At 36.7% G+C, this 14,225-nt stretch carries 6 protein-coding genes; all 6 read right to left on the bottom strand.

Translation table 11 applies throughout. The annotated features are described in order from the left end of the window. Positions 1-6 precede the first annotated feature (6 nt). The gene (locus tag LNP27_RS11265; protein WP_229941698.1) at positions 7-2,610 is read right to left on the bottom strand and encodes a family 20 glycosylhydrolase; all 2,604 of its coding nucleotides are present in this window, start codon (positions 2,608-2,610) and stop codon (positions 7-9) included. Positions 2,611-2,869: 259 nt separating this feature from the next. Beyond that, positions 2,870-4,012: a sialidase family protein gene (locus LNP27_RS11260; protein WP_229941697.1), complete on the bottom strand. Its 1,143-nt coding sequence runs from the start codon at positions 4,010-4,012 to the stop codon at positions 2,870-2,872. A gap of 187 nt (positions 4,013-4,199) precedes the next feature. Then, the gene (locus LNP27_RS11255) at positions 4,200-9,329 is read right to left on the bottom strand and encodes a LamG-like jellyroll fold domain-containing protein (RefSeq protein ID WP_229941696.1); all 5,130 of its coding nucleotides are present in this window, start codon (positions 9,327-9,329) and stop codon (positions 4,200-4,202) included. Between the two features lie 56 nt (positions 9,330-9,385). Next, a complete protein-coding gene (locus LNP27_RS11250; RefSeq protein WP_229941695.1) occupies positions 9,386-10,573 on the bottom strand; it encodes an AGE family epimerase/isomerase in 1,188 nt (395 codons plus the stop codon). A gap of 94 nt (positions 10,574-10,667) precedes the next feature. Further along, a complete protein-coding gene (locus tag LNP27_RS11245) occupies positions 10,668-12,758 on the bottom strand; it encodes a GDSL-type esterase/lipase family protein (protein WP_229941694.1) in 2,091 nt (696 codons plus the stop codon). 150 nt (positions 12,759-12,908) lie between these two features. Continuing rightward, the gene (locus LNP27_RS11240) at positions 12,909-14,153 is read right to left on the bottom strand and encodes an MFS transporter (protein ID WP_229941693.1); all 1,245 of its coding nucleotides are present in this window, start codon (positions 14,151-14,153) and stop codon (positions 12,909-12,911) included. Positions 14,154-14,225: the final 72 nt, after the last annotated feature.

Genomic DNA, 14,225 nt, shown 5'->3' with positions numbered 1-14,225 from the left:
CAGTTATTATTGTGTTACTGCTACAAAGGTAAACATCCATTTTACTGGATTTTGCCAATTAAGTCCATTAAATGAAGTAATTGGTAACTTTACATTAACCGTATTCCATCCCTTTTTCAAAGTAATCTTTGTTGGTTCTCTAAATTCATATCCTTCATCAATTAGCGGTATTTCTAAATTACCTTTTTGCGCAGGGCGTTTCCACAGTGGCGTAGGGATCAACTGATTATTTACCCAGATGGAACTATTCAAATTATTCCACGTTCCTGCAGCAGGCGAATCCGTATTCATCGAACGCGATAAGTTATTAAAGCCTATCCAAAAATCTTGTTCTTTATCTTCATCACTCCAAATTTTTGTTTGAGCATACCATGTTGTATTTTCTTTTGGCTCCTCAATAATTCCGGAAATTAATGGTGCCCACCAATGTCTCATTACTAGAGTTCCGCCAGTAGCTTTGTACGTTGGTTTTTCTTTGGATGCATTAAATTTTACATTTTCAGGTGCAAAAGATTTGGTTACATCACCTTTATTATCAAAAGGGCCATAAATGTTCCAAACTAAATCAGTTTGTTTCATATAAGGAAAATCTAAACCTTTGAAGTATTGCTTTTTTTGGTCTAATAGTCGGTTTTCAAACTCCGCAAAAGCAGTAGCTCTTTCGGTTTCTGGTTCGCCAATAGTTGCTGTCCAACCTTGAGAACCCCCACCTCGCCAGCTGCGTTCTGCAAAAGCCAACATGCCTGGATAAACAGGATTCATTTTCATAACATCATCACCGTTTTCTAGCGCTCTATCATTCCATACACAAACAATTCCCCCCAAAGCATTTTCATTCCCTTCAGTTAAATTGCATATTTGGCGGTTAAAAATGGTAACTACACTTTCTAAAGGGTCCATGTGGTTTAAGTACAAATGTCGAGAATCAATATATTTAATATTTTTGTTTTTACTAACTTTTGTTGCTCCTTCCATCCACAGTTGGCGAATTACACTATCAGTAAAATTACCACCTGGCTCCCAGCCAATCACTTTTTTTCCTAAACTTTCAGTAAGTGCAATCACTTCGGGTAGGAATTTCTGATTCGTAATTTTTACTTCGTCGGCTCCTAAATGCAAATACGGTACATCGTAAGTACTGCAAAATTCCTTAATTATATTTTTTACAATTACTAAACCTTCATCACTTTGCATGTCAACTCCCATGGCTCTTTTGAACGCGGCGCTATGACCTGGCATATCAATTTCAGGAACTAAGGTGATGTAACGTTCTTTGCAATATGCAATCAGCTCTTTTAAATCATTCTCCGTATAATATTCGCCTTTATCACGCAGCATAAATTCCGGATTTGTCAACTGTGGATATAACTTGCTTTGCAAACGCCAAGCGATATCTTCAGTAGGATGAAAATGAAAAATATTCATTTTGTAAGCTGCCATTACATCAATCTGTTGTTTTAGGAGTTTCATCGATTGGTAATTTCTTCCAACATCTACCATAAATCCACGCCATGCAAAAGCTGGCCAATCTGTGATTTCAGAGGCTTCCACTGCAACATTATCGCGCATTAATTGCAGTAAAGTTTGAATGCCGTTATAGACTCCATTTGGTGTATTCGCCGTTAGTACAATTTTATCGGAAGTAGTTTTTAGATTATAGGCTTCTGCGGGATTTAAAGCAGCATTTACATTTCCTAATCGAAGCAAGATGTAATTTTGTTTGCTAGGCTTTTTGTTTGTTATTTCGGCGTGTAAACCTTTTTGCTTCATTGCTTTTTGCAATACTAATGCTTCTTTATTCAAAGCTGGATTTTCGACAAAAATGGTATTGGCATCCGTTAAAGAGAAATAGCCATTATTCCAAGTTAGTTGTTGTGGTTTTGGAAGTAAAGCTGCTTTGGTTTCTAAATTATATACATAAGGATAAACAATACGTTTCCATAACAAATAACCTTCGCCGTTAAGATGTAACCCATCATTCGTTAGCTGTTTTGCCATTTTTCCATTCTCATCAGAGAACGCTGTGTATAGGTCAATAAAAGTGTAATTGTAATCTTTGGCATTTTGCTTAAGACTAGCATTTAAGGATTTTATTTGTTCCCCTTTACTGGTATGACCATCAAACTTTTTATAGACGTCATTTACGGGCAGAACACTTTGGATGTATAGTTTTGTTGCAGGGCTCTCTTGTTTTAAGTACTTCGCAATTTGAACAATGTTTTTAAAAATACTATCGGTCGATGTATTACGTGTCAAGTCATTAACTCCGATTAACAGAAAAACTTTCTTTGGTTTTCGAATACTTATCTCATCTAGGCGATTGAGAACTCCTATAGTAAAATCACCGCTAATTCCGCGATTTTTTATGTGGTTGTCCGCAAATAGCTCACTCCATTCTGCGCCATCTGATATGCTGTTTCCTAAAAAAACAATATCATTTTTAGTTTTAGGTAAAGTTTCAAAATGACTTAATCTTTGATGATAATAAGTCGAAAATAGACTTTCAGGAAAATTGCTTTTTTTTATTTGAGCATTGGTAGTTCCTGCAATAAAAAACAGCGCTGTGATAATGACAGAGTACATCCAATTGCAGTTTTTGCGATAATTCATGATAGACAGTATTAATAGTGGTTTATTATACGTTAAAAGGTAATGAATTTGTAATTGTTATGGTTTTTCTGCAAGGTTTTCAAAACCTTGTAGGTATAAAATTCTTCGAACCATACAATAGCGGATGCTTTATAAAGTTCAAAAATAGTTGTAGACCATTCTTCAAATATAAAACCTACACGGTTAAAAAAGACCATGCAGGAAATTTAGAAAAAAACCCTCCAAAATTTGTGAATTATTGAAGGGCTAAAATTTATTATTAATTTTTTTTCTTTCTGATCTTGCAAGCTTTTTTATACTTATCCTTTCCGTCAGTTAACCATTTTAAAGAAAAGCTAACAAATTCATTTTTAGTATACTCATCTTTTTCGAAAAAGACGGCTAGGTCGCCATTTTTCAAAACAGTAAGAGAGGAATAGGCTGAAGGACCGCTATAAATCGTTTTACCTTCTGACCAAGTTTTTCCTTCGTCATAACTGATACGAACGTTCAAATTCATACGCCCTTTTTCCATTTTTGCATTCGAGAAAATAATTCTGTCTTTATTATAACCATCTGCTTTTGCAGTATATCTTATAATACTACCGTTACAACTCGGATCTATCAGTGTAGGCTCTGGCTTACTTGTCCATGATTTCCCTTCATCTGTTGAAGTGTGTACATAACGCATTTTCCCGCCATTAACTCTGGAGTTAACCATCCAAGTTCCATCAGCTAATTCGATAATTTTAGATTCATCAGCGGGTTTTATAGGAGTATCAATAAAATACCACGTTTTACCATGGTCATCACTTCCGAAAATGAATAAACCTTTACTTAGATTAACTAAAGTATGCAAAAGTTTTCCGTCTCTAGTTTGAATTCCACGACCCGAAGTGATGAATTTAAAGTCTTTATGCCATTCTGGTTTTGCAATTTGCTTTGTAATGTCTTCTGGTTTGCTCCAAGTTTTTCCGTTGTCCTTACTTTTAACTACGTGTAAATAATAAATGTCTCTTTCTTTTTCAAAATCCATGTAATTATAGAAAAGAATAATTTCTTTAGTATCCCTATCTACAATCATTGAAGGATCAGAAGCTGATAGTCCCATTGGAAAATTAACCACCGTTTCAATTGCAGACCAAGTCTTTCCATTGTCAGCACTTCGTCTGACAACAATGTTAATATCACCGCTTCGGTTTAAATCACCGCAATTAGGAACACGCTCATCAATAGCAGCAATAAGATCACCGTTTGGAGCTGTAACAATTGCAGGAATTCGGAAGCAGTTTACTCCTTGAACCATAGATGTGTTGAATAAGTCCTGATGTGAAATAACACCATCTGCAATTTGGTACTTCTCATTTTGAGCCGACAGCCCTATTACTGTGATCAATAGTAGCGATGTGAAAATTTTTCTCATGGTAAAAACTGTTTAATGTTAGTGTGTTGTTTGTTTATTGGGGAAATTTTTTAATAGTTAACCCGTAAATATATCCATTAATAAATAAAATGAACATCAATAATCGTCTAAAACTATATTGCTCGTTTTCTATTTAATTTATAAACTACTAGTCTATGATGTAGCAAAGACTAGTAGTTTAATCTTGCTATTTTTTAATTATCTTGTAATTTTTAGTTGTCTTTGTATCATTTACTTGAATCACATAAACCCCATTTGATTGATTTCCTAAAGATAAAACTTTGGTCGATTCACCTTTATTAAGCGTTATTTTTTGAATAACATTTCCTAGTAAACTAACTATTTTAATAGTAACACGATCTTCGGCATTTAGTATATTCATAGTAAATAAATCATCTGTAGGATTAGGACTGATTTGGACTGTTAAACCTTTTTGATCTTGATTATTTATACTGTTGTTTGTTGATAAAGTAGGACTAGGCACAAAAGTATCTGCTCCATTTGTTAACCAATTTAAACTGAAACGTACAAAATACATTTGGTAAGTCGAACTCTCGCCATTTTCGTAGTACATACCCAAAGTTCCGTCAGGTAAAACCGTTAAACTAGAATAGGCTGATGCTCCAGAAAAAATTGTTTTTTTGGTTGGCCACGAAGTTCCTTCATCAGTACTCATTAATACACTAACATTACTACGATTTGCTGCAAATGGAACAGAATGTAACAAGCGATTTTTATCATATCCATCTATAGTTGAAGTGTAGCGAATAAAATCCCCATTGCAATTTGGATCTGTAATTGCAGCTTGACTGTAAGCGGTACCCCAAGTTACTCCTTTATCAGTTGAAATATTAAATCTACGAGAACCTGAATTACGAATACTCATCATAAGATTACCATTATTCAACTCTACAATTTTAGCCTCGTCACCATCTAGTTCAGCTCTTCCAGTTGAAGCAGTCCAAGTCACTCCACTATCTACACTGCTCATCATGTAGTTATTGATTTTTTCTGAACCCGAAACATCTTCTCTAACGGTTAATGCCGCTACAATTTTTCCATCTCTTAATTGATGCGCTCTTCCAGCAGCTATAAAGACACCTTTCCAATTTGGATTAGGACCATATATTTGGGTAGTTATATCTACGGGAGTGCCCCAAGTAATACCATTGTCAGTACTACGAACAATTAAAATTTGAATAGGATTGGCGTTGGTAGAAGCAAAAAAACCTTTGTTTGCAGCTAAAATACAAATTAAATTACCATTTGTTTTATCCATTACAATCGCTGCGTCTCCTGCTCCAGTAGCTGCACCAAAATTAGCAATGACTACAGGAGCTGACCATGTTTTACCATTATCAGTACTGCGACGAACTACGGGGTCAATCTTAGCTGCTAAATCCCCAGCACCATTCCATCTTTTGTCAGTTACGGTTACCAAAGATCCATCGGCAGCAGTTATGATTGCTGGAATACGATAATTTAACGAACCCGCATCCCCAGGTGTGAACAATAGTGTGTTTGCCAATAATATTACTCTATTTCCTGCAACAGTATTCGAGGCTGGATTGTAAGTCACAGAATTAATAACAATAGATTCGCAACTGGCGTCAAGGAAATTCCCTTCGGTAGCTCCAGCGGCTACATCATAGGTAATCCAGAAATAATTGTCTCCTTCTGTTAAAACCTGAGAACCATTTGCTGTTAAAGCACCAGCTGCAGGAGTAATTGCTGAGCCAAATGCTGTATTTGTGTTAAAAATAGCACTGCTACCCGTATAATACACTTTGATATTGCTAACATCGGAAATTGAAGTAGTGCCATTCATTGTAAAGTTTAACGCAGAAGCGGTCAATACGTTTTGAAAACCTTCAGTGGTTACCCTTACAGCGATGATGCGTTGATCTACATCTCCCAATCCTGTTGGCAGTTGTGTTTGAACTAAGGTAGTCGAGTTGACCACCATATTTACTTGTACAGGGGCAACAATCGGACTTCCCACCAATGTTCCTGGATGAGAATTGCCAGATACATCTGGAACATTGGTACCTACCACACCTTCAAAATCCCAAGCAGCAAGAAGATTTGCTGTTGGCGCACTGACCACAGCATCCTGATCGGCACTAATTTCTGAAAATGTCATCGCTTTATTCCAAATGCGAACATTATCCAAACTACCATTAAATTGACCCGCTGCTGTTCCAGAAACACCACCCACAATTAAGTTCACGGCATTACTGAAATCGCCAGCTGAATTGAAGGAAGAACCTGTTGAAATCAAGACCCCATCAACATAGAGTTTTACTGTTTTGGCTGCTGTATTGCTTTGATCAATCACCATAGCTACATGATGCCATTGATTATTTGCAATGTTCGGTGATCCAGTGAACCCTGCTCCACGTGGACCAGTAGCATCCGAAGCGTTTAAACCTGGAATACCACTAGCGCTGGTAATAAATTCATAACCTGCACCACTACGTTTTGAAAGTATGCGGACAGCTGCTGGTGTAGCAGTTTTTACTAATGCCGTAATTGTCCTAGACTGATTGGAAGCAATATCAATATCAGCATGATCTACCACAGACATATATTGATTAGAACCACCACCATTGATCAACTTCAATACATTGCCTGAAGGAGTTGGTAAATGTTGTAATGCTCCTGTTATTGGAAAATTATTAAAAGTTAATGCTCCTATATTATTAGTATTGGTTAAATATGGCCCAGCAAAAACGCTCGAATTATCATTATACAAACTATTAGATAAGTACGAAATTGTTTGTGCCGATGATGCTGCCGATAAATCTAAAACAACCGTATTACCAATCACGGTCAACGTGCTTACAGCACCCGAAACACCGTCAAGGAAAAAATAATCTTTTAAATTATGAATACCCACCGCTGCTTGCGCAAGAAGATTACTGTTGTTGAAAGTCAACGTTATTTGGGTACGACCTGCATTAAATGCCGCCGCAGTAATGTTTGGAGGCAAAACATTATCGGTAGCATTGAAACTGTAAATTTCTTTAGCTACCACTTTCCCAACACGACTACCCATGGTGGTATAACCACTAAGTCCGTAATGGCAGTAAGCAATTTCATTTCCATCACCTGATTGCATTCCTGGAATACCCGCCATAGGAAACACAGAAACATCGGTTTTTGTTTGTGGCAAAATCCGTTGCCATTCTCTCATTGCCGATTGGTTTACACTGGCACCGCCATAACAACCGTTTAAGTTGGTTTGAAAAACATATACTTTTTGCATGCCTGGCAAATCTGTTTTCCAAGCATTGTATAGTAAATCGAAGTTTGCTGGATAATTTGCAAAAGTTCCGTCAGCATTTTTCTCCCCCTGATGCCAGAACATGGCTTTAATGTTATTTTGTAATCCAGCTTGTTGTACACGGTACATCATTCGGCCATACACTGTCGTCAAATCAAAATGATCCGCACCTGGCAAGTTTTGTTCAATTGTACTTGAACCTGCCCCTCCGTTGATGATGCATATCGGTATTTGAAACTGGTTTTTTAAGTCTTCCATCATTTGGAGTCCCCAAACACCTACCATATAAGGTCCAGCAAAAAAAGTAGGATTAGCAGCATCTGCCGTTCCTGACGCCCCAGTATAGTTTGCCTGTGCAAGCCCCCAGTTAACATCTGCAGGATTGTAAGTATCATAGTTGGTATTGCCTGTTTGAATACCAAAGCTTCTTAAGTATTCATTGGTAAAGGTATAACCTGCTCTGGTAGGATGGGAATTAGATTGTCCCATAACAACATAAGCATCGCCGGCTACTAATTGATCCTTTGTGGTAATAACTTCTGTCGCACTACTATTATCAACCGTGCTTACCACAATTTTATATTCGGCCAATTCTGCCGTGATGACATCAGACAAATTAAATGGTGCCGAACCTCCACTATACGTTAGGTTTTGAGAAATCGTGTTTCGCAATATATTATTACGGTAAAAATCAACTTTTATTGATGCGATATTAGGTGAATCTACACTACCCACAACACTTATTGTTGCTTGGTTACTAAGATTTCTGGCAAAAAACTGCATATCCTTCGGGATAGTGGTAAAGGAAACATTAACGGCTCCCGGTGCAACTATTGTTCTTGAACCTGTTACCGTATTGTTAGGTGACGCTAGAGTATAGGTAGAATTACCTACCACAAAACCTTCGCAGGTGGCATCCAATACATTATTTACTGTCGCACCCGCAGCCACATCATAAGCAATCCAAAAATAATTATCCCCTGTTGTCAACGGAATACTTCCAGTCGCAGTAAGCGTTCCTGCGGCCGGACTAACTGCTGCGCCAAATTGTGTTGCCGTGCTGAAAACATTGGAACTCCCTGTTGAATATATCTTTATATTATTTACATCCGAAAGGACTGTGGTGCCATTCATAGTAAAATTTAACTGCGAAAGTGTAATTGCAGGCAAAGTATTTGGATTGGTCGTTTTGATATTGACACCAATAATCTGTTGGTCATTACTTCCTTGTACAAGTTGCGTTGTATTCGTTTGTGACAAGACCGTTGAAGCATACTGCATGGTATAACCTGTAAGTATCCCAGGATGATTTCTTCCTGAAACATCGGGAACATTTGTTTGGGTTATACCTTCAAAATCCCAAGCGGCCAAAAGGTTTGGGGTTGATCCATTTACCGTTGTGGTATTTTTATCGGCACCAATTTGTGTTGCATCCAACGCTCCGTTATAAATACGGAAATCATCAATTTTACCCGGCAATTTATTGCTTGCATCTGCCGCCGCACCAATAACCATATTTACAAGTGTTGAAAAATCTTGTGCGGTGGTTGCAGCAGTGGCAGTCTGGGAACTAAATGTGCCGTCTATATATACGTATGCTATTTTAGTGGTATTGTCTATTACCAGAGCAAGATGGTGCCATACTCCATTATTTACTCCCACCGTACCATATGGTGTGCCAATACTAACACTGGTTGTGGACTTGGCATTTCCTGCAACAAAACTTCCAGGGGAAGTGCCTCCTTTTAAAAATATTTCAAAACCAGTACCTGATACACCAGGTGCAGTCATATTGGCTCCATTGCCACTGGAACGTTTACCAAACACACGCGTGCTTGCAGTGGAGGTTGTTTGAATCCAGCAGCTAATGGTTTTACTCTGAAGAGCTGTAATATTGAGGTCAGAGTGGGTAGCCACAGTCATATACTGTGATGTACCATTTAGCACTAATGCATTGCCACTTTGAGCATTAAGATTCAAACAAAAAGCCAAACAAAAAAGCAAGCCTAGCTTAGTTAATAATTTTTCCATAAATTGTAAATAATAATTAATATAAATTTTAATCGGTTCAATGAGTATTTGAAAAACTATTCGTTTTTCAAGTGTTCGTTGAGTATTTGTAAACAATACCATTCCTGGCGCGGTAAATGAAATGGCCCTTTGAACATATTCCCTTTGGCAGTTTGTGCTATGCTACCATCGCGGTGCAAATAGCCAAACCATTCGCCATTTTCTTTGTCATGAAATTTGTCATAAGCATAGTCATGAATCATTTTGTGCCATTTGGCATATTTCTCATCTCCAGTCATGGTGTAGGCTAATAAAGTTGCAATAATCACCTCATTTTGTGGCCACCAAAACTTCATGTCTTGCCAATATTCTTGAACGGGTCTGTCATAGACATCACGGAAATATAAAATCCCACCATGTTCTTTGTCCCAGCCACGTTCCCACATATAATCCAACATTTTGCATCCTAATGCAATCAAATGTGGATCATTGTTTCTGTATTTTGCTTCATGCAATATAAACCAAGCTCCTTCTATCGCATGACCTGGGTTCAAAGTACGACCGTCGATATGGTCAATAATAGAACCATCTGGTGCTACTTGTTCCATCACGCATTTTATATCATCTTTAACAAAATCACGCTCAATCTCTGCAATCCATTTGTCTATCCATTCATTACAACGGGGATCGCCAATGTTTTCTCTTAATTGTTGCGCCGTATTCATCATAATCATAGGCACTCCAATTCCTTTTGCTGGTCGAGTAGGCAAATATTTAGGTTGTAATAAACCTGGAGTTGTTGAATATTCGATGCATTTACCAAACAAAAACCTTGCTTTTTCGGCAGCGGCTTCATCTCCACTTGCTTTGGCGTAAGCCGACATGGCGATAACAGCAAAAGTTTCGGAAAAATAATAGCGGCGTTTGCGAATGGGTTGCCCATCACGAGTTACGTGAAAAAACATTTGTCCATCCGTATCAAAACAATGATTGTTCAGAAAATCGATACCTGTTTTGGAACCTTCCAGCCACTCTTGTTTTGGTTCGACCGTATTGTAAAGTGTGGCCAATAACCAAGCGGCACGACCTTGTATCCAAACCGCTTTATCATCATCAATTAGACTTCCGTCTTGATCTCGCATTAATAAATAACCGCCAAACTCGGTATCTATCGAGCGTGGAAACCAAAATGGAACCGTGTCATTTAATAATTGATTTTGGTAAAAATCTTTTAAATCCTGTAGATCTGTAGTCGAATAATTCATCTCTTAAAAGTATTATAGTTAGGTTTTTCATCACCTACCTGCTTATTGTACTTATTTTATATTGTTGTAGCATCCTTTGGAGTACTTTTTATTTCTATTTTATTTCTATCTTAAAAGTAGAACATGGTAAACCGGCTTCATTTACTAAATTTGCCCTCGTAAAAGGTTCCCAAGCGTAATAAACTGACTTTATATTTTCTCCTTTTGGAATAGTGATAAAAATTTGATTGTTTTTGGCTGTGGCCAAAGTTTTAATGTGTTTTCCTTTAACAGTCACTAATTCAAAACCAATAATCTCTTTTTTTTCTGCTGCCATTATTTTTTTTGAAAAAGTAAAAGAAATCACTATTTGATCCTTATTTTTTACTGCATTCAAAGGGTAAGGTCCATTAGCGATAACTGATTTTCCGTAGGTGTTTTTTAAAGCTAAAAGTGCTAATCGATCCCCAATTTCTTTCTTTCGAATAGGATGAACATCAGTTGAATCTCCAAAATCCATACTTACTGCCATAGCGCTGTTAGAAATTATTTTTTGCATTCTATTTTGAGCATCTCTAAAATCAGGCCATGTAGGTCGATTTAAGCTAGACAATTGCACATAATAAAACGGAAAATTACTGTTCCAAGCTTTGCGCCAACTTTTAACCATAGTAGGCAGAAGGTGTTCATATAATTCTATATTGTGTGCATTGCTTTCCCCTTGATACCAAAGCACACCTTTTATTGGGAATTTAGTAAAGTTTGTTATGCCTGCTTCAAAATTATAAGCTGGATCATAAGGATGACGTTGTTTTGGATTGGTTGATTTTTTTAAATTCATATCAGCACGAGTTCGAACCCAGGGCATGATAAAATCAGATTTTCGCCAATTAGTTAATAAATCAACCACTTTATCATCATGTTCTAACGTATATCTGTCGATCCAAGATTCTATCGGTGATCCACCAACAGCAACTTGTATCAATCCTATAGGCACATTTTCCTCGGTAGTAATTTTTTTTGCAAAATAGTAAGCAATCGCCGAAAAGTCTTTTGCATTTTCCGCATTACATTCAGTCCATTTTCCTGAGAAGAATTCTAATTGATTCGTTTTGGCTAATGTGATCGAATCCCAAACTGTATTGTCCGTTTCTCGCAAATCCTTAAAATTGAAAAGACGAATAGCAGCATTAGGCAAAGTTTTTTTTATTTCCTCATTTCCGTTTTCAGATTGTTGAAGTTGAAAAACCATATTCGATTGCCCAGAACAAAACCAAACATCACCAATTAATATGTTCTTTAAAACAATGTTTTTTAAATTGCTTTTAATCATCATTTCATAAGGTCCACCATGAATTTGAGGAGGAAAAATAACTTCCCATTTTCCGTATTGATTGGTTGTAGCTGACTTCTTTTGTCCTTTGAAAGATACTTCAACTACCTCACCACCATTAGCAGTTCCGTAAATTGTAATAGGCTGATTGCGTTGCAAAACCATATTATCTGTAAAAACCGTTGCTAATTTTAGTCCGCCAAAATCTTGAGTGATATTTTTATAAACGATCTTCGCCAAAATTGATGCACCTTCCTTTGTGGGATGTAATGCATCTGGAAAAAGATCAGGACGCGGATATAAAATTTCATGTAGGTCAATTAATCCCACTTGATTCGCTTTTGCAATAGTTTCTATATGCGATTGAATTTGCCAATACCAATCTCTCGTTCCAGATTTGAATCGAGGATGTTCATTAAAAATAGGCGTCATTCTACAGATATATATTTTAACAGCTGGATTTTGCTTTTTTAACGCATCCAATAACCAACTATAATCAGCATCAAATTCTTCTTTGTAGTTAGGCCAGTTTCTAGGATCGGTATCATTTAAACCTAAATGAATGATGGCAATATCTGGATTAAATGCAATAGCATCTTTAAATTCCTTTGTTTTATAATAAGGCTTATGTCCGTTTTTCAACAGTGTAGCACCACTATTTCCAAAATTTCCAACCTGATGACTTTCTCCCATCAACAATTGAAGTTGGGATGGATACGATTCTAATCCTGAATTTCCTAAAAGATAACCTGCGGTTACGGAATCACCAATACAAGCTATTTTTATAGCTGCTTTTTGTGCCATTACCAACTGTCCGAAACAGAGGATAACAATACAAGAAAGTAAAAACTGATTTATAGCAAATCGTTTCATAGTACAGGATTAACCGTTGTAAGTTTTGTAGCTGTCTATATAATGAGGCAAAACATACTATTTTACCTCAAAATATAGCTCTAACCAAACCAAAAAATAATGAAAGTCACTTATTTAAATATTAAATGCGCATTTGATTTTAATCAAATATTAGGCATCTACATAATCATTTGCCGTTGGACGTAGAAAACTGATTTGAACAATTAATGCAACTAAAACGACACCAGCCATTAATGCAAATCCACTCCCTAAGGTTCCGCTATCAGAATATTTACCTAATAATGAAGTCACTAAAGCGCCACAACCTACTCCGACCATATTAAGAATTCCGTAAGCCGTAGCTCTATATTTTGAAGACACAAACTGACAAAGAATTGGCATATTATTAGCATCAAACATTCCGTATCCAATACCAAAACATAGCGCTGCTCCTACTACATTAAATAAAGAATGACCAAAACCAAGTAACAGTAAAGCAGGAATAGTTAATCCTAAACCAATGGCACTCGTATAGACTCTTCCTTTAATGTTTTTTTGTACCCATCTATCTGATAGTATTCCACCAAAAATAACTCCGATAAATGCCGAAACAGAAATGGTAATAGTCGCAAGCGGTCCAGCTTGTTCCATAGGAATATTTAAGTTTTGAGAAAATAAAGTAGGAAGCCAGTTTTTAGTAGCCCAACCTGGTAAACTTGGAATAGCAAAATAAAATAAGATTATCCAAAAAGACATGTTTGTAAATAATACGCTTAAACCTTTTAGCACTGATTCTCTTTCCTTTGTAGGTGTAGCAACAGATGCTTTAGTTTCTGATTCGGGATGTTTAAATTCCTTTAATAAAAACACTAAAACAACAGAATAAATAATTCCAATCAATCCAAAATAATGAAAAGTAGTATGCCATGAAAAAGAGGCAGCAATTGTAGCTCCAAAACCTCCTATTGCAGAACCCATATACAATCCCGTCATGTGAATACCAATAGCTAATGATCTTGTCTTTTTTTGGTGATAATCAGCGATAAGTGACAAGCCTGCAGGAATATATAAAGCCTCGCTCACACCCATAATTGCTCTTAACCAATACAACTGATTGTAACTATTAGCATATCCCATCGCATAAGTAACAGCTGACCAAACAAAAAGGCTACCAACAATCAACCATTTTCTGTTCATTTTATCAGCAATAATTCCCGAAACTGGACTCATTAATGCATAAATCCAAAGAAATATTGCCATTAATCGACCAAAATTCTCGCCAGATAATAATTCTGGAATATCAGTTTCCATTGATGGGCGCATGGTGGCTAACATTTGTCTGTCCATGTAATTGAGCAAGGCGACAATCCACAGTAGGGCTACGACAACCCAAGGATAATATTTTGATTCTTTCATAAATGGGTTTTCTTTGTGAGTTTTTAAAATAGCTTTTCAGTAAATAGAAAGTGAGTGTAACTAACTAATTGT

This window comes from Flavobacterium galactosidilyticum (genome assembly GCF_020911945.1).
Taxonomy (GTDB): Bacteria; Bacteroidota; Bacteroidia; order Flavobacteriales; family Flavobacteriaceae; genus Flavobacterium; species Flavobacterium galactosidilyticum.
This window is presented reverse-complemented; position numbering and strand designations above follow the sequence as displayed.